Source organism: Arthrobacter sp. 10N43 (assembly GCF_056394525.1).
The window spans coordinates 129,433-148,944 of sequence record NZ_JBFTIA010000006.1; the positions used below are offsets into that span (position 1 = coordinate 129,433).

24 protein-coding genes and 1 pseudogene are annotated in these 19,512 nt (G+C 65.8%); 12 read left to right on the top strand and 13 right to left on the bottom strand.

All coding sequences use genetic code 11. From position 1 onward, the window contains the following. Nucleotides 1–53: 53 nt before the first annotated feature. A complete protein-coding gene (locus tag AC1DDO_RS14500) occupies nt 54–437 on the bottom strand; it encodes an aldo/keto reductase (RefSeq protein WP_476972172.1) in 384 nt (127 codons plus the stop codon). On the opposite strand from AC1DDO_RS14500, the gene AC1DDO_RS14505 reads away from it, so the two are divergent. Continuing rightward, nucleotides 364–1,011 carry a hypothetical protein gene (locus AC1DDO_RS14505; protein WP_476972177.1) on the top strand — a complete coding sequence of 216 codons (648 nt, stop codon included), beginning with the start codon at nt 364–366 and terminating at the stop codon, nt 1,009–1,011. The genes AC1DDO_RS14500 and AC1DDO_RS14505 overlap by 74 nt on opposite strands. A gap of 246 nt (nt 1,012–1,257) precedes the next feature. On the opposite strand, the gene AC1DDO_RS14510 is transcribed toward AC1DDO_RS14505, so the two are convergent. Continuing rightward, nucleotides 1,258–1,761: a MarR family winged helix-turn-helix transcriptional regulator gene (locus AC1DDO_RS14510; protein ID WP_476972173.1), complete on the bottom strand. Its 504-nt coding sequence runs from the start codon at nt 1,759–1,761 to the stop codon at nt 1,258–1,260. Nucleotides 1,762–1,828: 67 nt separating this feature from the next. Between AC1DDO_RS14510 and AC1DDO_RS14515 the strand changes: the two genes are divergently transcribed. From AC1DDO_RS14515 to AC1DDO_RS14535, 5 genes are all read left to right on the top strand, one after another. Continuing rightward, nucleotides 1,829–2,473, top strand: a complete 645-nt coding sequence (locus AC1DDO_RS14515) for an LUD domain-containing protein (RefSeq protein WP_476972151.1) — start codon at nt 1,829–1,831, stop codon at nt 2,471–2,473. Nucleotides 2,474–2,605: 132 nt separating this feature from the next. Then, nucleotides 2,606–3,070 carry a hypothetical protein gene (locus AC1DDO_RS14520; protein ID WP_476972152.1) on the top strand — a complete coding sequence of 155 codons (465 nt, stop codon included), beginning with the start codon at nt 2,606–2,608 and terminating at the stop codon, nt 3,068–3,070. Further along, nucleotides 3,063–4,127: an LLM class flavin-dependent oxidoreductase gene (locus AC1DDO_RS14525; RefSeq protein WP_476972153.1), complete on the top strand. Its 1,065-nt coding sequence runs from the start codon at nt 3,063–3,065 to the stop codon at nt 4,125–4,127. The genes AC1DDO_RS14520 and AC1DDO_RS14525 overlap by 8 nt, the downstream gene beginning before the upstream one ends. 223 nt (nt 4,128–4,350) lie before the next feature. Next, nucleotides 4,351–5,292 carry a DUF5996 family protein gene (locus AC1DDO_RS14530; protein WP_476972154.1) on the top strand — a complete coding sequence of 314 codons (942 nt, stop codon included), beginning with the start codon at nt 4,351–4,353 and terminating at the stop codon, nt 5,290–5,292. A gap of 126 nt (nt 5,293–5,418) precedes the next feature. Next, nucleotides 5,419–5,766, top strand: coding sequence for a UBP-type zinc finger domain-containing protein (locus AC1DDO_RS14535; protein WP_476972155.1), 348 nt, complete (start codon nt 5,419–5,421; stop codon nt 5,764–5,766). A gap of 507 nt (nt 5,767–6,273) precedes the next feature. Here the strand turns inward: AC1DDO_RS14535 and AC1DDO_RS14540 are convergent. The 6 genes from AC1DDO_RS14540 to AC1DDO_RS14565 are packed head-to-tail and all read right to left on the bottom strand — an operon-like array spanning nt 6,274 to nt 11,818. After that, nucleotides 6,274–7,107, bottom strand: coding sequence for an alkaline phosphatase family protein (locus AC1DDO_RS14540; RefSeq protein ID WP_476972156.1), 834 nt, complete (start codon nt 7,105–7,107; stop codon nt 6,274–6,276). Further along, nucleotides 7,104–7,766, bottom strand: coding sequence for an HAD family hydrolase (locus tag AC1DDO_RS14545; protein ID WP_476972157.1), 663 nt, complete (start codon nt 7,764–7,766; stop codon nt 7,104–7,106). Before AC1DDO_RS14545 ends, AC1DDO_RS14540 begins: the two co-directional genes overlap by 4 nt. Further along, nucleotides 7,763–8,878 (bottom strand): ABC transporter ATP-binding protein, encoded by a 1,116-nt coding sequence (locus tag AC1DDO_RS14550; RefSeq protein WP_476972158.1) that lies wholly within the window; start codon nt 8,876–8,878, stop codon nt 7,763–7,765. Before AC1DDO_RS14550 ends, AC1DDO_RS14545 begins: the two co-directional genes overlap by 4 nt. Further along, on the bottom strand, nt 8,875–9,738 hold the full coding sequence (locus tag AC1DDO_RS14555) for an ABC transporter permease subunit (protein WP_476972159.1): 864 nt from the start codon (nt 9,736–9,738) through the stop codon (nt 8,875–8,877). The genes AC1DDO_RS14550 and AC1DDO_RS14555 overlap by 4 nt, the downstream gene beginning before the upstream one ends. After that, nucleotides 9,726–10,667 (bottom strand): ABC transporter permease, encoded by a 942-nt coding sequence (locus AC1DDO_RS14560; protein ID WP_476972160.1) that lies wholly within the window; start codon nt 10,665–10,667, stop codon nt 9,726–9,728. The genes AC1DDO_RS14555 and AC1DDO_RS14560 overlap by 13 nt, the downstream gene beginning before the upstream one ends. After that, nucleotides 10,667–11,818 carry an ABC transporter substrate-binding protein gene (locus AC1DDO_RS14565; RefSeq protein WP_476972161.1) on the bottom strand — a complete coding sequence of 384 codons (1,152 nt, stop codon included), beginning with the start codon at nt 11,816–11,818 and terminating at the stop codon, nt 10,667–10,669. Before AC1DDO_RS14565 ends, AC1DDO_RS14560 begins: the two co-directional genes overlap by 1 nt. A gap of 164 nt (nt 11,819–11,982) precedes the next feature. On the opposite strand from AC1DDO_RS14565, the gene AC1DDO_RS14570 reads away from it, so the two are divergent. Next, nucleotides 11,983–12,768, top strand: coding sequence for a GntR family transcriptional regulator (locus AC1DDO_RS14570; RefSeq protein WP_476972162.1), 786 nt, complete (start codon nt 11,983–11,985; stop codon nt 12,766–12,768). Between the two features lie 174 nt (nt 12,769–12,942). On the opposite strand, the pseudogene AC1DDO_RS14575 reads toward AC1DDO_RS14570, so the two are convergent. From AC1DDO_RS14575 to AC1DDO_RS14585, 3 genes and pseudogenes are all read right to left on the bottom strand, one after another. Further along, nucleotides 12,943–13,367 (bottom strand): annotated as a pseudogene (locus tag AC1DDO_RS14575) (Tn3 family transposase); the annotation flags it as partial. Between the two features lie 41 nt (nt 13,368–13,408). After that, the gene (locus tag AC1DDO_RS14580; RefSeq protein WP_476972163.1) at nt 13,409–14,008 is read right to left on the bottom strand and encodes a hypothetical protein; all 600 of its coding nucleotides are present in this window, start codon (nt 14,006–14,008) and stop codon (nt 13,409–13,411) included. 464 nt (nt 14,009–14,472) lie between these two features. Next, a complete protein-coding gene (locus AC1DDO_RS14585) occupies nt 14,473–14,901 on the bottom strand; it encodes a hypothetical protein (RefSeq protein ID WP_476868271.1) in 429 nt (142 codons plus the stop codon). 387 nt (nt 14,902–15,288) lie between these two features. On the opposite strand from AC1DDO_RS14585, the gene AC1DDO_RS14590 reads away from it, so the two are divergent. The 5 genes from AC1DDO_RS14590 to AC1DDO_RS14610 all read left to right on the top strand — a co-directional run bounded on the left by AC1DDO_RS14590 (nt 15,289) and on the right by AC1DDO_RS14610 (nt 18,111). Next, the gene (locus AC1DDO_RS14590) at nt 15,289–15,663 is read left to right on the top strand and encodes a hypothetical protein (protein WP_476868270.1); all 375 of its coding nucleotides are present in this window, start codon (nt 15,289–15,291) and stop codon (nt 15,661–15,663) included. Nucleotides 15,664–15,764: 101 nt separating this feature from the next. Continuing rightward, a complete protein-coding gene (locus tag AC1DDO_RS14595; RefSeq protein WP_476868269.1) occupies nt 15,765–15,962 on the top strand; it encodes a hypothetical protein in 198 nt (65 codons plus the stop codon). A gap of 228 nt (nt 15,963–16,190) precedes the next feature. Further along, nucleotides 16,191–16,418, top strand: coding sequence for a DUF5670 family protein (locus AC1DDO_RS14600; protein ID WP_476868268.1), 228 nt, complete (start codon nt 16,191–16,193; stop codon nt 16,416–16,418). 431 nt (nt 16,419–16,849) lie between these two features. Beyond that, entirely contained in the window at nt 16,850–17,026 is a 177-nt protein-coding gene (locus tag AC1DDO_RS14605) for a hypothetical protein (protein ID WP_476868267.1), read from the top strand. Between the two features lie 389 nt (nt 17,027–17,415). Further along, the gene (locus AC1DDO_RS14610; RefSeq protein WP_476868266.1) at nt 17,416–18,111 is read left to right on the top strand and encodes an 8-oxoguanine DNA glycosylase OGG fold protein; all 696 of its coding nucleotides are present in this window, start codon (nt 17,416–17,418) and stop codon (nt 18,109–18,111) included. A gap of 370 nt (nt 18,112–18,481) precedes the next feature. On the opposite strand, the gene AC1DDO_RS14615 is transcribed toward AC1DDO_RS14610, so the two are convergent. Both AC1DDO_RS14615 and AC1DDO_RS14620 read right to left on the bottom strand, forming a co-directional pair. Continuing rightward, on the bottom strand, nt 18,482–18,859 hold the full coding sequence (locus tag AC1DDO_RS14615) for a hypothetical protein (protein WP_028275079.1): 378 nt from the start codon (nt 18,857–18,859) through the stop codon (nt 18,482–18,484). 24 nt (nt 18,860–18,883) lie between these two features. After that, nucleotides 18,884–19,276: an SOS response-associated peptidase gene (locus AC1DDO_RS14620; RefSeq protein WP_476868265.1), complete on the bottom strand. Its 393-nt coding sequence runs from the start codon at nt 19,274–19,276 to the stop codon at nt 18,884–18,886. Nucleotides 19,277–19,512: the final 236 nt, after the last annotated feature.

Here is a 19,512-nt window from a genome sequence, read left to right on the forward strand (position 1 = left end):
CGCGATGGAATCTGGTGCGGCACCGGCCGGGTCTTAGCCGTTGAGCGTTCCCGTCATCCCGGGCGCGTAGCGGTCGCCGGTTGACCACGCCGTGCCAGTTCGGTCGCGGCGATGCTTTCCTCCAGGTAGCGGCGGCGCTTGGTGCCGGGGATCGCGACCGCTCCCTGGTGCTGGACCCAGGCAAGTGCCAGCTCGGAGGGCGTGACACCCTTCGCGGAGGCGATGCGGCGGACCTCGCGGACGGACGTCGGGGTTGCGGTTGCGGTTGCGGTTGCGGCACTGTTGCCCGCCGCGCCTGCTTTGACTCTGCAGACGTCCGGCGTCGATTGCTGGCGAGGCTGGGGATGGCGTTGAATGTTGCCTATGGTCGACTGGCTTCTACTCTCCAACCTCGGCACCGCTCTCGGTACGACGGTGCTCGCCATCGCGACGTTCATCTCCACCAGGTCAGCCAACCGGTCGGCGCGGCTGGCCGAGCGCGCACTGCTGAACGGTTTACGCCCCATCCTGCTGCCTTCCAACTGGTCGGATGCCCCGCAGAAGGTGCGGTTTATGGAGGGCAAGTGGATGGTCGTGCAGGGTGGCCACGCCGCCCTCGAGATCGCCGACAACACCGTGTACCTGGTGATGTCTGTGCGCAACGCCGGCGCAGGGGTGGCGATCCTGCACGGCTGGCACCTGCCACCGGACGCCAGGGCTCCGCTGGCACCAGTCGAGGAGTTCCACCGGCTGACACGCGACATCTACGTGCCGTCCAACGACGTCGGTTTCTGCCAGGTCGCCATCCGGGACCCGGAGTCGGCCGACTACCGTAACGCCATGAAGGGAGCCGCGGGCGACGGCTTCACCGTCGACGTGCTCTACGGAGACGCCGAAGGCTCGCAGCGCGTCGTCTCGCGGTTCTACATCACACCAGGACCCGCAGGCCTTGGCCACGACAAGGACGACACCGGGTGGCTACTGATGGTCTCGCGCCACTGGAACCTCGATCTGCCGGCGCCGCGCGGCTGAGCCCGCGAGGAGTCGCCGAGAACGGGCTTTGTCATGCCTGAATCAGACCACATCTGAATCGTGGCTCTCACAAACGAAGGATTTCGAGAAAGGGTTGAAGCGAGAAGCGCGGCCTACCCGTGTGAATCGCAGCGCTAATTGGCCGCGCCTGCGGGCCCGTTGCACGCCTCCCTAATCCGACTTCCTCGAGAGCAACGTGAGTCACACCAGCGCAGGCAGCCGAGCAAGGCTCTCCCCTGCCTGTCCTCAGCCGAACGTGCAGTCGACGATGACTTTTCTCAGAGCGGTCTCAAGAACGGCGAGTTCCTGATCGTCGAGCCGCTCGACGAACAGTTTCGACACACCCTGAAGGTGGACCGGCGCTGTTTCGGTCAAGCGTGCGACGCCGGCGTCGGTCAGGGTGACAAGCACGCCTCGACCGTCCCCGGCGGCATTCCCCCGGCGTACCAGGCCCTCATCAACCAACCTCGCGACGCGGCGGGTCAACCCCGAGCGTGAGAGGAGCGTGCGGGCGGCGAGCTCCGTCATCCGTAGCTCGCCGCCCGCGCCGGCGAGCTGGGCCAACACGTCGAAGTCGGCCAGGCGCAGGCCCGTTTCCTCCTTGAGACCGGTGTCCAGCTGGCGCATGAGCGTGGCGTGCGCGTGCAGCAAAGTGCGCCACGCCAACTCCCCGCGCCGATCCGGCAGCGACTCCCCGACAAGCCGGCCGAAGAGAGCAGCCACATCACCGTGTGAGGAATTTTCGTGCATACCCACCAGTTAACTGCATAGGTATTTGCAATCGCAAGTACATCGGAGCGGTGAGGAGGACCGTCTCATGAGTGAAGTCCAGCCCCTCGACAGCACACTCAGCCGTGAATTCTCGGCCCCAGCGGAGGAGGCGCGCGTGGTGCGAGCCTCCGCCGCGCTGGAAGCGAACGGGTTCACGGTCTTCCGCGCCGCGGACGGCGCCGAAGCGAAACGCATCGTCCTGGATCTCATTCCCGCGGGGTCGCAGGTGCATCACGGCGCGTCGCAGTCCTTGGAGGCCTCCGGTATCGCCGAAGAAATAGCGACGTCCGGTCGGTACGAGCCGCTCCGGCCACGAGTCCTCGGCATGGACCGGGCGACGCAGGCCGACGAGATCCGCCGCCTAACCGCCTCGCCCGACGTCATGCTCGGCAGTGTCCACGCCGTCACCGAGACCGGGTCACTGGTCACCGCGTCCGCGAGTGGAAGCCAACTCGGCCCGTACGCCTCCGGCGCCGGGAAGGTGATCCTCGTGGTTGGGACTCAGAAGATCGTGCCCGACCTCGAGGGAGCAATCCGGCGCATCGACGAATACGCCTTCCCGCTCGAGGACGCGCGCGCTCAGGCAGCGTACGGCGTGCACAGCGGCGTGAACAAAGTTCTCATCATCAATCGCGAGTGGACACCCGACCGCATCACCGTCGTCCTCTGCGATGAGGCACTGGGGTTCTAACCATGCCTGAATCGACGCTGGGTATCGGAATCACCGGAGTCAGCCCAGTCCGGGCACGGCATCAGGGGAGCGCGTGAAGGCCTCACCCCGGCCGAGCCGAACTATGACGACATTTCATGAAAGGAGTCGACCATGAGACTCAACCACATCCCTCTCCGCCTGACCACAGGAGCATTCATCCTCAATGCCGGCTGGGGCAAACGTAACCTGGACAAAGACAGCGCGGCCGGGATTCAGGCCATGGCGGCCAGGGTTATTCCGCCGGTCAGCAGAATCGACGCCGAGAAGTTCGGCAAGATGCTCAGCTATGCGGAAATGACCCTGGGCGCGGCACTGCTGACACCCTTCCTGCCCAGCCGCCTGGCCGGGATCGGTCTCGGGATCTTCTCCGGATCCCTGTTGACCATGTACCTAAGGACGCCCGGCATGACGCTGGAGGATGGCATCCGCCCCAGCCCGCAGGGAACCGCGCTGGCAAAGGACATCTGGATGCTCGGCATCGCCGCGGCCCTCGTGCTGGACCGCAAGCACAAGCCCGGGGCTGCAACCCAGCAACCCGCGGCCCTCCTGGGCCGAAAGCGCTGCAACAATGACTGAACACCCGGTGAACCACGAGGCAGTCCATCCGGCCATCACCCTCGGGCTCGATACCTTTGGTGACGTCCACACCGACAACTCCGGGAAGCGGCTTTCGGACGCCCAGACCATCCGGAATCTCATCGACGAGGGTGTCCTCGCCGAGGCAACCGGTGTGGACTACTTCGGGATCGGGGAACACCACACAGAAAGCTTTCCCCTCTCAGCCGGCGACGTCGTTCTCGCCGCGGTCGCGGCACGCACCTCACGCATTCACCTTGGGTCCGCCGTCACGGTCATCAGTTCCGATGACACCGTTAGAGTATTCCAGCGCTATTCAACCCTGGACTCGCTGTCCAACGGCAGCGCCGAAGTCATCCTCGGACGAGGATCAAGCACCGAGTCCTTCCCACTGTTCGGGTACGACCTCCGAAACTATGACGAACTGTTTGAAGAGAAAGTCAACCTGTTCGCCGAGCTCCTCAAGGAAAAACCCGTCACCTGGAGCGGCAACACCCGGGCCGCCCTGCACGGACAGACCGTATATCCCCGCACAGAATCTGGCCACCTCTCGACCTGGATCGGCGTCGGCGGCAGCCCGGAATCGGTCGTGCGCGCCGCACGGTACGGCTTCGCCCTCATGATTGCCATCATCGGCGGCGAAACAGAACGCTTCGCACCCTTCGCGGGACTGTTCCACCGGGCCCTCGCTGAGTTCGGCCAGCCCGAGCGCCCCGTCGGCGTGCATTCGCCCGGGCACATCGCCGCCACCGATGAACAAGCCGTCGAAGAGTTCTGGCCCCACTACGAAACCGCGTTTGCCGAAGCCGCCAAGGTGCGAGGATTCAGGCCCCCGACCATGCAAAACTTCCTCCGCGACGTCGGCCCGGGTGGAGCGCTCTATGTGGGCTCGCCCGAAACCGTAGCCCGAAAGATCACCGAGACACTCAAGACACTCGGGGCAAGCCGCTTCGACCTGAAGTACGGCATGCCCGGAGTACCCCAGAACAAGATAATGACAAGCATCGAACTCTTCGGGTCTAAGGTGGCTCCCCTAGTGCACGACATGGCGGCGTAGACGCCATGGCAGCGGACAAGTGCAACAGTTCACCAATCGGGGCCGGGGTCATGGACAGCACGTGTCCAGCCAAGAGACGTGCGTTGTCGAGAGCGGGCGGGCTGGGATACTCGAATCACGGTCCGCCCTGCCATGGGTCGCTCCAGCGCCGGCCCGAGGTGCTGTCAAATGGCATGCGCTGCCCCCGACAGCCCCCGGTGTCCGGACAGCGGAAGGACTTCCGATGAGACAGGTTGATGCTCCAGGCACCCACAACTGGTGGCCCAGGCTTCGGGTTGATGACTGGACACAGACCCGGGACACAGTGCACATGTGGACCCAGATCGTCGGTAAGATCCGCATGGCGCACGCCCCGATGCTGAACCACTGGTGGCACGTTACGCTGTACGTCACGGCGCGCGGATTGACGACATCAAATATCCCGTATGGCCACGGGGCCTTCGACATCGAATTCGATTTCCGTGCCCACCAGTTGCACATACGCACCAGCAACGGAACGGCCGGGAGCGTCGCCCTCGAAGCCAAATCGGTGGCCAAATTCCACGCCGAGGTGTTCGAGACCTTGGGCAGGCTCGGCATCGAGACGTCCATTCGTGCGGTCCCGAACGAAGTGGAACCGGCCATACCCTTCGCCCAGGACGACCAGCACGCCACCTACGACCCGGAGGCCATCCGGCTGTTCTGGCACCAACTAACCCAGGCGGACCGCGTACTGAACGAATTCAGGTCCCACTTCAGAGGCAAGACCAGTCCCGTCCACTTCTTCTGGGGAGGCATGGACCTGGCATACACCAGGTTCTCCGGCCGGGGCGCTCCCACCCACCCCGGAAGGGTCCCCAACTGCGCCGACTGGGTGATGGTGGAAAGCTACTCCCACGAACTCAGCAGCTGCGGGTTTTGGCCCGGCGGAGGAGACGAGGGAGCCTTCTATGCCTACGCCTATCCCGAGCCTGCAGGCTACGCCGAATATGTGAGCGACGCCGACGGAGCCGCCTACAGCAGGGACAGCAGGCTGTACCTCCTTCCCTATGAGAACGTCCGCAGGGCGCCGGACCCCGACAAGATGCTCTCGCGATTTCTGCATGCCACCTACGACGCGGCCGCGGAGACAGGACATTGGGACCGCGCCGGGCTGGAGGCGGACCCGGCCCGTTGGCGGCGGTAACGACGAGGCCAACAGCCGGAATCACCGGACGGCCCACCGCTCCGCCACCATTCCTTCGGCGCGGAATACCTGTGGGCGTATAGAAGTGGGTGGTCAAAGGGCACTCCAATCCGAGGGGAAGCCACAATGAAAGCCAAACCAGGAATCGACGTTTCGATTCCACCCAGCGGGACTGGTTGCATTGAATGCGAGGCCAGCGGAGGCCGGTGGCTGCTTCTGCGCCGGTGCGCCCAGTGCGGGCACATCGGCTGCTGCGACAACTCGCCGGCGCAACACGCCACAGCACATGCACAATCCACCGGCCACCCGATCATCCGCAGCTTCGAACCGGACGAGGACTGGTTCTTCAACTATCCCAGCTCCACCTTTTTCGCCGGACCGGAGCTTGAACCGCCGGCGCATCACCCGCTCGATCAAAGCGTTCCGGGCCCAGCCTCACGCGTCCCGGCTGACTGGCGGCGGCACCTGCGCTGATGGGGGTGCCAGGTCGGACCGCATCACACCAACAACATCCGCCCTGAACTGAGACAGCCTTGTTGCCGCTCCTCCCCCACGGCTCAAACAGCGAGACTCCGTGTGATCTGCGGTCTCATCAGTCGTTCCAAAAGTCTCGTCTCATTGGCGCGTACGGCCACAACTTTCGATGCGGTGCGTGCTGCGTCGGCGCTCTTACAAACGAAGGATTTTGAGAATAACCGGAATTGAGAACCACCGCGACAGCCGGGCTCCGACTGGGAATCTTGACACCCCTCCGACGACGTCCCGTTTCCTTGTAACCGGTGGATGACCCCGGTGGGACGCTCCCCCTTAAGGCTTTTTCTGGACATGATGGCTGAATGGCCACGAACCCCTCCCCGCTCAATAAGAAGCAAGTCGAAGTCCTGCAGTGGATCCGTAACGGTTGCCCGAGGGACGTCTTCACGAGCGGCTACGAACACAGGCTCACCGCGCGGGCACTCGAACGACGAGATCTGGTAGACATCAGCGGCGGTCCGCGGCCCTCTCGGCGAGCAGCAGCCCGGCCAGTTCATGCGGTGCCACCACCGCCGGCCAGGGGCTGAGGTCCCCGCCGCTCGCCCAGCGGAGGATGAACGATCCGCGTTCCTCCGGGGAGTCCCCGCCGTGTCCGCCGGCGTCCATGTGTCCGTGATCCGCGACCACCACCAGAAGCCATTCTTCACCATGAGCGGCCGCGCGGTTCCGGACGGCGTCCCGGATGCGGGCCACGTGCCGGTCCACCCTGGCCAGCGCCTCCTGGTACTGCGGGCTGAGCGCCCCGTAGACATGCCCGGCGTCGTCCACATCGCAGAAGTACACGAAGGACACGTCCGGCACCTTGTGCGAGTTCAGCGCGGCGAGGGTGAAGTCCGCGATCTCAGCGTCGATCCGGATGAAGCCGTGCGTCTCGCCGTCGCGGGCGACCACCGTGTGCAGTCCGGCCTTCTGCTGCTCCATCCGCTGGTGGATGACGGGCCCCAGCCCTTCCGGGGAGACCAGCGGCGGCCAGCCCGCCGCCGCGAACGTCCGGGTGGAGGTGTCCTGGTAAAAGGCCCGGGACAGCAGGTCCGGGTGCCCGAAGAGACGGTGCCCCACGAAGGTGTTGTCCCGGATGCCGTGCTGCGCGTGGGTGGTCCCGGTCAGCAGCGAGGACCAGCCCGGGCCGGACAGCGTGGGGACGTCCATGATCATGTCCCGGTGGTCACCCTCGGCGGTCAGGGACCTCAGGGTGGCGGCGGAGGCCGACTCCGCTGCCAGGTCCCAGCGGAGCCCGTCGATGCCCAGCAGGATGATGCGGGGCCGTGCGGACGCGCTCATCGTGCAGCCTCGCGGGCGTCCGTCAGGACGGCGAGCGTGACGTCCTCGAGCGAGCCGAGCAGCGTGCGGCCGGGCGCCGCCTCGATCGCGACGGTGGAGGGGACGACGACGACGGGGCACCCCGCCGCTTCCGCCGCGGCGAGACCGACGGGGGAGTCTTCCACTACCACGCACTCGGCGGGCTCGGCTCCCAACCGCCGGGCCGCTTCCAGATATGGGTCAGGGGCCGGCTTGGACGCGGGGGTGTCCTCGACGGCCACCACGAGCGTGAACAGCTCACGGCCCAGCCGGTCCCGGACCAGTTCCACCACGCGGCGCGGCGAGGCGGAGACGATGGCGGTAGGGATCCGCTCCGCGGCCAGGAGCCGAAGGAGATCCATGGCCCCGGGGCGGGGCACCACCTCCTGGGCCACCAGCTCGGTGAAGGCCTCATCGAGCCGGGCGGAGAGCTCCTCCGCGCTCAGGACGCATGCGGAGGGCATGGTGGCCAGGAGGTGGGTGGCCGTGTGCCCGGAGGGGCGGCCCAGGACGTCGGGTCCGTCTTCAGGGCCCAGTTCCCGGCCCAGGCCGAACGCCACGTCGGCCACGGCATCCCACCAGAGGCGCTCGGTGTCCACGAGGGTCCCGTCCATGTCGAAAAGTACGGCTGCGGGCATCATGCGGTGGTTTCCTCGTTCCGGGCCTGGTCGATCAGGACGGGGCGGTCCGGCAGGCCCAGCCGGATGCGCGCCCCGGTGGGGAGGGTGGATGCGTGAGTGGTCGGGACGTCCGCCACCGCCTCGCGGCCGCCGTCCAGGCGGAAAGTGAGCCGCGTCGTCGCGCCCAGAAAGGACGCCGCCACCAGCTGCGCCGGGCCGTCCGGGTCCGCGCTGACGGTGAGTGCCTCGGGACGGACCAGGACGTCGACGCCGGCCGTGCCGTCCCGGCCGGGCAGGCTCCCCTGGACGGGGCGGCTGACGCCCAGGACGTCCACCAGGGCGCCGTCGCCGCTGAGCCGGCCCGGGAGCCGGTTCATCGTCCCCACGAATCCCGCCACGAAGGGCGTGGCGGGATTGCTGTAGAGCTCCTCCGGGGTGGCGCACTGCTCCAGGCGCCCGTCCCGCATGACGGCCACGCGGTCCGCCATGGACAGGGCCTCCTCCTGGTCATGGGTGACGAAGAGGGTGGTGATGCCCAGTTCCAGCTGGAGGCGGCGGATCTCCTCGCGCAGGGACTGGCGGACCTTGGCGTCCAGGGCGGACAGCGGCTCGTCCAGGAGCAGCACCCGCGGTTCCAGGGCCAGCGCCCGGGCGAGGGCCACGCGCTGCTGCTGGCCCCCGGAGAGCTGGCGGGGGTAGCGCCCGCCCTGGGTGGGCAGTCCCACCAGCTCCAGGAGTTCCTGGGCCCGGGCCCGTCGCTTGGCCGCCGGAGCGCCCTGCATGCGCATCCCGAAGGCGACGTTGTCCGCGGCGCTGAGATGCGGGAAGAGGCTGTAGGACTGGAACACCATGCCGATGTCGCGGCGGTGCGTGGGCGTGCCGGTCACGTCCACGTCGTCCACCAGGACCTGTCCGGAATCCGGGGTCTCGAAGCCGGCCACCATGCGCAGCGCGGTGGTCTTCCCGCAGCCGGAGGGACCCAGGAGGGCCAGCAGCTCCCCGGGGTTCAGTGTCAGATCCAGCCCGTCCAGGGCCGTGGTGGTGCCGAAGGAACGCCGCAGCCCGCGGAATTCCAGGGTGGCACCGGGGGTTCCGGCGGAGGCTGGGCGCGGATCGAGGACGGAGGCGGTCATGAGGTCTCCTTGGAGGCTTTGGAACGGCCGAGTTTCGCGACCGCGAGAAGGATGAGCCAGGTACCGATCAGGCCGACCATGGAGACGGCGACGGACAGCTGGGCGTGGGAGCCGCTGATGGCGACGGTCCAGACCGCGAAGGGCTGGAAGCCCAGCAAAGCGGACACGGCGTATTCGCCGAGCACCAGGGCGATGGTCAGGAACGCGGTGTTCAGCAGGGCTTCCCGGAGGTTGGGCAGCAGGACCAGGAACAGGGTCCGGAACCAGGAGGCCCTGCACGAGCGGGCAGCTTCCACCAGGACCTTCACCTCGATGGCGTTCAGGCCCGATTCCAGGGTGGTGTAAGCCAGGGGCAGCGCCATGAGGGTGTAGGCGAGCACCAGGATGACCGGGAAGCCGGGCTGCTGCAGGGCCGCGAGCACCGGGAAGCCCGGGGTGTCGTAGAGCCAGTCGGTGGCCCAGCGCAGCACGGTGGTGATGCCGGCGCCCAGCGCCACGGCCGGGACCACGAGCGGGAGCATGCAGACGACGGCGACCAGGGCTTTCGCGCGCGGGGCGGCCAGGCGCACGGCCAGGAGGGCGGGCAGCAGGAGGCAGAAGACCAGGACGATCGTGGCGCCAGCCAGAAGCAGGGTCAGCCCGAGGCTCTGGGCCAGGCCGTCGGCGGTGAAGATGCCGGCATAGGCGTCCAGGCCCGGCTTCTGGCGGGGGTCTCCGAGGCCGACCGTGAAGGCCAAGGCGCAGAGGATGGGCACCAGGAAGTAGACCCCCGCCGCGGTGAGGGCGACAGAGCGTCCCAGCCGCGATTCACGGGCGGAGCCGCGGGACCGGGGCGGGCGTGCGGTGTTCAGGAGAGCCATGCCGAGGTCCTTCGCTGCAGCAGGAGCTGGATGCCCATCACCAGGGCGGCCACGACGATCATGTCCATGCCGAGGGCCAGGGCGATGTTCGCCTGTCCTACCAGGACGTCGCCCGTCAGGGCGGAGGCGATCTTCACGGTCACCAGGGGGATGGAGCTGCCCACCATGGCGGCCGCCGTGGCGTAGGCGCTGAAGGCGCTGCCGAACAGCAGGACGAAGCCGCTGAGCAGGGTGGGGAGCAGGATGGGGAGGGCCACATGCCGCCAGTACTGGAAACCGGTGGCGCGGTTGTTCCGTGCGGCTTCCCGCCACTGGGGTTTGAGGCCGTCCAGCGCCGGGGTGAGGGTGAGCACCATGAGGGGCACCAGGAAGTACAGGTAGACGATGGACAGGCCCCAGAAGTTGTAGAGGCTCCAGCCTTTGTCCGTGAGTCCGAAGAAGCCTGTCAGGACGCCGGCGTTGCCGAGGGTGGCCACGAAGGCGAAGGCCAGGGGTACGCCGCCGAAGTTAGCGATCACGCCGGAGGCGGACAGCACGGCTTCCCGCAGGCCGCGGAACCTGGAGGTGACGATAGCGTAGGCGATCGGCAGGCTGACCACCGTGGCAGCAAAGGCCGTGAGCGCGGACAGGCGGACGCTGCCCAACAGGCTCTCCAGGTACGGGCCGTCGAAACTGGCGGCGAAGTTGGCGCCCGTGACGGACGTGGCGCCGGCGCCGTCGGTGGTGGTGACGGATCCGACGGCCATGGCGGCCACGGGGAGACCGAGCGCGACGGCGGCGAAGGCCAGCAGCGGGAGGACCCCGAGCCAGCCGCCGGACGGGCGGGCGGCCCGGCGGCCGGGAGCATGAGGCTCCCGTCGCCGGGTTTGGGCACCCACATCGGCGACGACGGCGCGGTGCGCAACGACGTCAGGTGCGGCGGAGGTCATCAGGATACGGCCTTCGTCCAGCCGTCGGACACGGTGGACTTGGCTTTCTGGCCCTGCTCCTCCGAGGGGTAGCTGGTGTTGTCCTTCGCCACCTTGGGCAGGCGGGCCAGGGAGTCCTTGTCCACGGTGCCGTCGGCGATCATGGTGGGCAGGAGCACGGGGCGGGCGTAGCCCTTCAGCCAGAGATTCTGGCCCTCGGTGCTGTAGAGGAACTCCTGCCAGAGGCGGGCAGCGGCCGGGTGCGGGGCCCATTTCACGATGGCCTGGGAGTAATAGAGGGAGAACACGCCGTCCTCCGGGATGGCGACCTTCCACTCGATGCCCTTGGCCTTCAGCTCATCGGCGTAGGCAGCGTTCCGGTAGTCCCAGACGATGGCGATGGGCGTCTCGCCCTTCTCCATGGTGGCCGGGGTGGCTTCCACGGGGTTGAAGTTGCCGATCAGCTTCAGCCTGGCGAAGAAGTCGAGGCCCGGCTGGACATTGTCGAAGGAGCCCCCATTGGCGAGGGCGGCAGCGAACACGGCGCTGTAGGCGGAGGAGGACTTGGCCGGGTTGCCGGTGAGGGCCACCTTGCCCTTGTACTGCGGATCGCTCAGCTCGGAGAACCTGGTGGGGCACTTGGCCACCCGGCCGGCGTCGCAGCCGATGGAAACGTAGCCGCCCATGTCGTTGTACCAGAGGCCGGTGGCCTCCTTCTGGGAGTCCGCGATCTTGCCGAACGAGGCCACCTTGTACGGGGCCAGCAGGTCCTGCTTGGCGGCCTGGGCGTCGAAGTCGTGCCCCACGTCGATGACGTCCGGGGAGCGGTCCTGACCCTTCCGGGAGGACACAGCGTTGAGCTCGTCCGCGCTGGAGGCGTCCGGGTTCTCTACCTCTACCTTGATGCCGTACTTCTTCTCGAAGGTGGAGATGACTTCGCCGTAGTTTGCCCAGTCGTTCGGGAGGGCGATGGCGTTGAGTTTGCCTTCCTTCTTGGCGGCTGCGATCAGGGCGTCCATGCCGTCTCCGGCTTCGGCCGAGGTGGCAGTCTTCCAGTCCGTGGCGCCCTTGGATTCGGTGGGGGCGGCGTTGCCGGAGGAGCAGGCGGCCAGGCCGCCCAGAAGGAGTGCCGCGACGCCCATGGCGCTGAAGCGGCGGAGTGTGGTGTTCATGATGTTTCCTAAAAGTTGGCTATACAACTTGTCAAAACCACTATCAGCGCCGCAGGTGTACGCCGGGTGAACGGGGAGGGGTGGGTGGACGAACTGTCGGAGCACTGTCGGCGCAAAGGTATTGATTTACAGGGGATTTCGCCGAATCGCTGTACCGTGGAGGGATGGTTGACGAGGCATCAAATCAGGGTGGCGGGCGCGTGAAGACCGACGGCGCCCAGTATCGGAAGTTGGCAGCCAACATGCGCCGCGAGATCGAGGCCGGGGACTTCGGAAACAACGGACGGCTCCCCAGCGAGGAGAGCCTGGCGGAACAGTACGGAGTGTCCCGGGGTACGGTGCGCAACGCGCTGGCACTGCTGCGGGCCAACGGCCTGGTGACCTCCCGGCGCGGAACCCGGCGCGTGGTCCTGGGAACGGCGCGGACCCAGAGCTTTCAGGAACTGTTGAGTTTCACGGCCTGGGCCCGGGCCCAGGGGGAGGAGCCCGGTGCGCGCACCATCCACAGCCGCGTCCGCCCGGCGACCGTCGCCGAAAGGGAGGTTCTCCAGCTCGCCGCCGGCGACGAGGTCACCGAGGTGCTGCGGCTGAGGCTCCTGGGCCGGGCCCCCGTGATGCTGGAACGCACCGTGTACCCGTCCCGGATTGGCTCGGTGATCGAGCGGCTGGCCCCGGACTCCCTCTCTCACACCGAGGCCCTCGACGCATCCGGCGTCGTGTTCGCGGACAGTGAGCACGTGATCGACGTCGTGGCCGCCGACCAGACCGACGCCCAGGCCCTGGGCTGCGCCGAAGGCACTGGCCTGCTCCGGGAGATCCGCCGCGCCACCGATCCGGCTGGCGTGCCCCTGCTCTGGTCGGAGGACAGGTTCCTCCCCGGAAGGGTCTCCTTCGCCGTGCACAATGCGGCGTCGATCAGTTCGCTCGCCCGGCGACGGGGAATCCGCTGAGGCAGGAACGCTGATAGCCCGTGCGCCGTCCATCGTCTCTAAATTACGTGCCAACAAAATAGGTACCAACAACGCGGGAGGTCTGTGGCCGCGATGCCCGGCCTCAGCTGTTCTGGGCATCGCGGTCCGGCCTTCGATATCCCATCTCCACTTGGCAGGACGTGAGGTTGATGTGTCCAGGTCTGTGGCCGCGATGTTTCGCAGCGGGCGCAGACCGTCCGGGGTGACTGCACTGAATGCGTAGGGGCCGAGCAGGTTGATGTGTGCATCTGCCAACGGTGACAATCTCGCTGCGCCGGCATCAGAGATTCCTGCCCGTTTTCTCGCAGGGCTGTGACGGCGGCGTCGGTGTAGCGGGCGTTCCACAGTACGACTGCGTTGAGCACCAGGCCGAGCGCGCCGAGCTGGTCTTCCTGGCCCTCGCGGTAACGCTGATAGATCTGCCCGCGCCTGCCGCGGAAAATTGCCCTGGCCAGGCGGTGGCGTGACTCCTGCACGGTGAGCCGGGTATTGATGGCACGGCGGTAAGTCTCATCGGTCGGGTCGATGAGGGCCAGCAGGTGCACGGTCTTAGCAATGCATCCGTAATCAACGATCGCTTGGTGTCGGCCTATCCTAAGGCGACGCATTCGCGACTGGTTCAGCCCTTCTTGTCCGGCAATGAAAACAGCGAATGCTCGTTGACCGCCACATACACGTTGTGGCGCGAAACCTCGAGGTGATCGCGGAACTCTGCGCGAACTTGCAGCCATGAACCCAGCATTACTCGGAAGGCAGTCGAATCCACGTGCTGCCACTTGTCATGATCAGAATGGAGTAGCCGGCCATTGAGGTACCGGTCCAGCATGACCCGGTCTGATACTGCCTCAGCTCCAATGATTCCGTACTGAACGCCCCTCTCCATTATGTTTTTGAGCGCGGTGCTAAGTCCGTACATATATGCCCGCAGGTCCTTTGCCAAGTTGGCCTGGATCTGTTCCTTGTAGTCGTCGAGCAAGCATTCGAAGACGCGGGGGATGTACACGCTCTCACCCTTGGTAATGAATTTCCTCATAAGCATGTGGGCAAGCAAGCCTTCGCGCAGGGACATAAGAGCTTCAGTGCTGCCCTCCGTGAAATATGCAGGGCTCTCCCGTCGGAGGGGCACCAGAAGAAGGTACTCGTCCGAGAGATCAAGGAACTGTCGCACTCTGGCCTCGGCGCTCGGGGGCTGGTTGACGTTGAAGGAGTCTGCCTGCATGGCCCGATCCTATGGCCCATCACGTGGGTGTCCCACTTCCTTGGAACCGGGACACGCGAAATGGGACATGCCCCCAACTGCCCGAGGCCGCGGACGACCACGTAATCTGGCCATCCGCTAAGTTGTCCCAAAAGTATGGCGCCAATTGTCCGTCGCACGGGCAGCTTTTGGCACGTTGCACAGATGAAAAGGCTATGCCTGCGTATTACAGCCAAGGCGTAGATAGAAGGCTGGGGCCATCCCGGACCGACCAGACAGAACGCTTTCTCTTGCCTTTGCCGTCGGAAGCCGGCCCAGGCGTACAGCGGCCTACCCAGGCATCGACAAGCTGTAGGTTCCCCCCTCGACCTCAGCGGGCGGCGGCCGCGTGGTCCCCCACCGTCACCCTCAAGACCTTCGCCTTCACGATCGCCGAAGCCTGACCGTACCTGCCGGCAAGAGCCGGCTCGCGGGGGTTCGGGGTGTCAGTCGGGTATTTCCATCTGGAACCCGCAGCCGCAGCGCAGCACCCTGGTGCGCAGGTACACCTCCAAGGGCCCTTCACCGGCCAGTTCCGTTGAGAGCGTGGCGTGGACGCTGCGCTGCAGGGATCCGACCATCATCATCGGCTCCCCGCCGTGCCGATAGTTGCCGCCGAACTGAAGCACCCCGGATCCTTGGCCCGGCCGGTTCAGGACCTCGGCAACGCGAGCCACCGAGGCGGTGTGGGCGTAGAAGAAGTCGCATTCCACGCAGGTGTATGCGACATCGACCAGCCCGGTGCGCGGCGGCCTGAGGGTGTCAATGGATTCGATGATCAGGTATTCATCGGTCTGGCATTGAGTGCACCAGAGTCGCTGTCCCTGGGAGCCGCTGGGCGGCCCGTGTTTGCGCGGATGGGAAACAGTCGACATTGACAGACTCCTTAGTCCGGGAAAGGTGGCCCGCATGCATCGGGTCCCGCTTCCCTCATCGTGTCCCCCCGTGGATCAGGCTAACTCCCGGTCCGGGCCCTGACAAGGAACCGGCCAGCGCAGTACCGCTCCCCCGACCCGGTTCCCGTCCCTCGCAGATCCGCAGCGTCAGGGCTGCTGGTCCCAGAAATATGAACGTCTCGATACCCTGCACGAACCCGCTGGCCGGTCCCATGATGCGCACCGAAATCAAGGCGGATGTCCCGGTTGACAGTCTCAGTCCGGCATTTTAAATTTTCTATGTTCCGGCCAGGCCGGGATGGTTTGCTTCACCCCTTGATAGCTGTGCCAGATACGCGGCTACGCCGCCGGACGCAGGAGGCCAAGATGTTGAAGTCACCGCTAGACGAATTCGTGAATGACTGCATCGCCCGGATCCAGGAGGCTGACGGGCTGACCCAGGAAGAGCTGTACGGTCTTTACCTCAGCTGGTGCTCCCTCCGGGGATCCACGCCCGCCCCGCCCAGAACTTTCAGAGCGGGGCTGCGCGCGGCGAACATCCAGCCCGACCGCCACGGCGGCCTGTGCGCAGGGCTGGCGATGACGGGCCCGGCTGCCTGCGACTACATCGTCCACCGGGAACTCCCCCTCGCCTCGCTCCCCCAGGAAATCCACACCCAGGGCGCCGACGACGACGGGACCACCCCGATCGACCGGAAACCCGCGGGAGGAAACGGCCCGATAGCGGCCCCGGCCGCCTAGACCCCGGGCCGATTCCTCGATCCGTCAGGAAACGCCGGCGTCTCTGGGACGTTGCAAAATTGTGCCTTTTGCCCCGAAAGATCGTGTGCGACGATGCGGTCATGAGCGAACACACCGAACCCGGGGCGGCACAACGTGCCGCCCCGGGGACGCGCCGCGAGGATCTGACCACACACCAGCTGCGCACCATCGGGCAACGGCGCGCGGCCGCTGAAGAAAAACTCGCACGCCATCTCAAGGAAGCACACCACCTGGCCGGAGAACACCCCCCGGCCACGGAAAAATCCCCTGACGTCTAACCGGCCACGCCAGCCCAGCCCTACGCCGCACCGGAGCGGGCCGGCGCCGCGTGCGGGCCGCACGGGGACCCGGACCGAACCTGCGCGAGCCCCTTGCAGGGAACGCCGCGCGCCAAAATATGCAGACCGGCAGGGCGCAGAATCAGCATTTTCATCCGCAGACAAACAAGGGAGAACCTCGTGTTGCTTTGAACAGCCGTCATTATCGCTGTTCTCTGGCTTCTTGGCATGCTCGGAAGCATCGGCGGAGGGCTCATTCACCTGCTGCTGGTAATTGCCGTGGTCGTCCTAATCTTTCCACTTCCTCCGAGGCAGGTCCCGCGTGTAAATAGGGAACGATGTTCACTCCGCCGCCGAATTGTTGGACGGTCGGCAGGTGCCGGAAGAGCATCCATGATGCCCAGCCAAAAGGGCCCCGTGTCCTATTCATTCCAGGTGCCTTTTGACTGCGCATGAGGGAGACGTGATGCCCGGCCGCACGCCGATTGAGGAGAGCGTGCGGCCGGAGTCTATGGATCGACGGCCCAGCCGGGGTCGGCCTTTCGGGGCTTTTCTCAATGTCTCTCTTCGCGCTGAGAGCAGTCTGAGAGCTGTCCCTCGGCGGTCCCGCATCCCACCGGCCGGACGGGAGCTGCAGCCCACCCCGTTAGGTGGGTGGCGGCCCGGGCGAGTTCCAACGCCGCACCCGGGCCAACCACCGCCGCGCGGCCCGCCCCACTGCGGGCGGACGGCCACGGCATGCAAAAACCTACCTGGGCACCCGCCGCGCGGCAAGAGCCCTGGGCCCACAGGATCAGAGTGCCCGCGCTGCATCTACGCCGGGGAGAGCCCCGCAGCTAGTGTTGACGAGAACGAGGCAATAGAATCGGGCTGGGGGTCACTGCTGCATGAGCGAACCTTCAACGTTGAGTTTTACGCTGACGTACGCCGCCACACTTGGGGTGGCGCTGCTGTTCTTCCTGGCGCAGGTCATCGCCATGAGCGTACTTCTGGCCTTGGCCGGAATCAGCGCTGCACTGACCGGGTCATTCCAGTCCATGGCTCGGCTCCTGTCACGGTTCTGATCCCCGCCCTCCCACTTAATCCCAGTCGTGGCGCTTCAAAGCCGGAGCGCCGGCGCTCAGGGGCTTGTGGGCGCTCCGTAATTCACCAGTAAGCGAAAGGCCGGCCGGCGTTTTCCGGACGACTCGCGTCGCCGCCATTGCGCAAGGTGTCAGCTTCGGGACCCAGCGGGAACTTAGGCTTCCGTGCGGATTGTTCCGTGGTGTCCCACAACCCCCCGATCACCCGTCACAGATGCAACTTTCGGTACTGTGCCGCTCCTTTTACGGAACCCTTACCGGGGCGGCGTTCACGGCCTCGTAGGGCTAAAAATGGTTGGGTCCACTGATTTCTTGCCACCGACATGCCAGCGCGCCGGGAAAATACCCGTGCGCTGGGCGAGGATTGGCCCATGACAACGCCCGTCCCCGCCGTACTGGCGGAAGCCCTCGAAGGCGAAGCCCGGCCTCAGAGCCCATTCCTTTGGACGAAGCAGCCGTGGCTCGACCAAATGCACGACCTTCCGGACGTTCTATCGCTCCTGGACCGTCTTCCCGAGAGGGTGAGCCGGCAGTCAACCCTTGACGCGGTCTCAGCAGAGCTGAATGCAGGCAGAGTCCTCCCCGCATTCATCGCGGCGATGGTGTGGGGATGGGGCACCACCGCTGGCATGGGCGCACTTCGGACACGGTGGATACTCACCCAGACCAAGGCCAAGAGCACAGACGCGATCTCGGAACCGATGGATCCCTTCGTCGCAGACCGGCTGGAAGCAGGAGCCAGGTCTGTGCGCGCCAACGGGGCTCTTGAGGCTTTCAGACTGATGAACAACGACGGCCGCATCCTCCACCTCAGGTCCTCCTACTTCACCAAGTGGCTGTACTTCACTTCAGCCGTCGACGGCCCTGATGACCCGAACGCAGCCCCGATCTTCGACGACCGGATCGTCGGCTGGCTCGAGGACGCAGCCGAAGTGCCCCTTGAGAAGAACAGCACGGTTTCCTACGGCGAATACTTGGATCTGCTCGCAGGCTGGGGAGAATCTCACGGACGAACGAGAGCGCAGGTCGAAACCGAAATCTTCAGGCTGGCGACAGGACGCGGCTGAGCCGTCGGAGTACCCAGTCGACCACTGAAGCAACCACGACTATCCACAAGCCGATCCTTTACCGGGCGCCACCGCGAGTGAGCGTGACCAGTAACGGTCGTATTCGTGCGCTGGCCACACCGCATCGTCCGCGGCTCCTGACGCCGCGCCAATTCGCGGAACGCCGACACTGACCTTTGCACGAAACACTGCACGTGTGGAGTTGGTCGCTCTGTGGCGGCGTTTTTTGGTCGCTCCGTGTCGCAACAGTGCCCGTAAGGCGAGCACCTATTCCCAATACATCGCAGCCGCACGTGAGCAGAGGCTCATCTCATGACCGCCGACACGAAACGCCGAGGCTAGTCGACGCACCGGATCGCGTCGCAGACGTTCACGGCTGGGCGTGACGCTCCAACGCGTCCAGAGTCGTCTCGGGCGATGTGTTGAAGCAGAAGGTGATTCCGGGCGATTCCGCATTGCACACGTTGATGATCCGTTCAAAGAGCTCGGTGTACTCCGGGATCATCCTGATGCCGCCCCCGATCATCACGAGGCCGAAACGATCACGACCGAACGCCGAGCGAATCTCTGCTTCGGCCTCGTCCGGGGAGGTGCCGATCAGGCAGTTGACGGCGTCGAAGCCGGCGGCCGTAGTGGCCCCGAACCCCGCTTCGATCCGTTCGGTCATCGTGGCCTCGTCGAGGCCAGGAGGCAGCTTGCTATAGTCGAGGGCTCGCGCGTGGATGCCGATCATGAGGATTCGAGTCATGGGCCTCATTGTGGCATGCACGCCTCACCAACGAATTAGCCAAACCGCACCACCAATCTGGCGGGCCCGCTGGATCCTTGCTCGACCCGCCCCGGAATATCCCTCCGCCGGGACCAGCGCCCGGCGTTTGACGGCAGCCTTGCGGAACGATGGCTTGTCCAGGATCGACTCGCTGCGGGCGTTGATCAGCCTCGACCCGATCTTGATGTCCTTGGCCCAGGACGGAACCAGACCCCAGCGGGCGATCAATAGCCGCCGGTCCACGGAGCCCTCGTCCAGGCGCTCAGCGATGATGGGCACGTCCTGGGTAGGGGCGACGTTCCAGCTGGGCGGCGGCGGGCTGCCTTCGATCTCCTTCGCCTCGAACTGGCTCAGGAGATCCCCGGTGGCCTTGGACATCACGTATCTGCCGCACATGGATTCATTGTGCCCCACGTCGCATTCAACGGAAGGCGGTCCCGGGTGCGGCAAGACACGCCGCACCGCGGCTGGACGATCCGCGGATCATTTTATTAAAGTCTTGCGGTATCGAATCCACGCAGACGGACATGACGTCCGGGAAGGGGGCGCACATCACCGCTGACCAACACCACCAACCCACTGTTTCATCCGCGAAAGCCCCTCCGTCGAGGGGCTTTCCTATGTGCCGGGAA

Coding starts and splice junctions, on each gene's coding strand:
- AC1DDO_RS14510 (WP_476972173.1), bottom strand. CDS start 1,761: ATGCACGAAAATTCCTCACACGGTGATGTGGCTGCTCTCTTCGGCCGG.
- AC1DDO_RS14615 (WP_028275079.1), bottom strand. CDS start 18,859: ATGACTCGAATCCTCATGATCGGCATCCACGCGCGAGCCCTCGACTAT.
- AC1DDO_RS14565 (WP_476972161.1), bottom strand. CDS start 11,818: ATGAACACCACACTCCGCCGCTTCAGCGCCATGGGCGTCGCGGCACTC.
- AC1DDO_RS14550 (WP_476972158.1), bottom strand. CDS start 8,878: ATGACCGCCTCCGTCCTCGATCCGCGCCCAGCCTCCGCCGGAACCCCC.
- AC1DDO_RS14560 (WP_476972160.1), bottom strand. CDS start 10,667: ATGACCTCCGCCGCACCTGACGTCGTTGCGCACCGCGCCGTCGTCGCC.
- AC1DDO_RS14610 (WP_476868266.1), top strand. CDS start 17,416: ATGACAACGCCCGTCCCCGCCGTACTGGCGGAAGCCCTCGAAGGCGAA.
- AC1DDO_RS14525 (WP_476972153.1), top strand. CDS start 3,063: ATGACTGAACACCCGGTGAACCACGAGGCAGTCCATCCGGCCATCACC.
- AC1DDO_RS14515 (WP_476972151.1), top strand. CDS start 1,829: ATGAGTGAAGTCCAGCCCCTCGACAGCACACTCAGCCGTGAATTCTCG.
- AC1DDO_RS14595 (WP_476868269.1), top strand. CDS start 15,765: ATGAGCGAACACACCGAACCCGGGGCGGCACAACGTGCCGCCCCGGGG.
- AC1DDO_RS14540 (WP_476972156.1), bottom strand. CDS start 7,107: ATGAGCGCGTCCGCACGGCCCCGCATCATCCTGCTGGGCATCGACGGG.
- AC1DDO_RS14505 (WP_476972177.1), top strand. CDS start 364: ATGGTCGACTGGCTTCTACTCTCCAACCTCGGCACCGCTCTCGGTACG.
- AC1DDO_RS14600 (WP_476868268.1), top strand. CDS start 16,191: ATGCTCGGAAGCATCGGCGGAGGGCTCATTCACCTGCTGCTGGTAATT.
- AC1DDO_RS14605 (WP_476868267.1), top strand. CDS start 16,850: ATGAGCGAACCTTCAACGTTGAGTTTTACGCTGACGTACGCCGCCACA.
- AC1DDO_RS14545 (WP_476972157.1), bottom strand. CDS start 7,766: ATGATGCCCGCAGCCGTACTTTTCGACATGGACGGGACCCTCGTGGAC.
- AC1DDO_RS14500 (WP_476972172.1), bottom strand. CDS start 437: ATGAACGTCGCGATGGCGAGCACCGTCGTACCGAGAGCGGTGCCGAGG.
- AC1DDO_RS14620 (WP_476868265.1), bottom strand. CDS start 19,276: ATGTGCGGCAGATACGTGATGTCCAAGGCCACCGGGGATCTCCTGAGC.
- AC1DDO_RS14530 (WP_476972154.1), top strand. CDS start 4,351: ATGAGACAGGTTGATGCTCCAGGCACCCACAACTGGTGGCCCAGGCTT.
- AC1DDO_RS14580 (WP_476972163.1), bottom strand. CDS start 14,008: ATGCAGGCAGACTCCTTCAACGTCAACCAGCCCCCGAGCGCCGAGGCC.
- AC1DDO_RS14590 (WP_476868270.1), top strand. CDS start 15,289: ATGTTGAAGTCACCGCTAGACGAATTCGTGAATGACTGCATCGCCCGG.
- AC1DDO_RS14570 (WP_476972162.1), top strand. CDS start 11,983: ATGGTTGACGAGGCATCAAATCAGGGTGGCGGGCGCGTGAAGACCGAC.
- AC1DDO_RS14585 (WP_476868271.1), bottom strand. CDS start 14,901: ATGTCGACTGTTTCCCATCCGCGCAAACACGGGCCGCCCAGCGGCTCC.
- AC1DDO_RS14535 (WP_476972155.1), top strand. CDS start 5,419: ATGAAAGCCAAACCAGGAATCGACGTTTCGATTCCACCCAGCGGGACT.
- AC1DDO_RS14555 (WP_476972159.1), bottom strand. CDS start 9,738: ATGGCTCTCCTGAACACCGCACGCCCGCCCCGGTCCCGCGGCTCCGCC.
- AC1DDO_RS14520 (WP_476972152.1), top strand. CDS start 2,606: ATGAGACTCAACCACATCCCTCTCCGCCTGACCACAGGAGCATTCATC.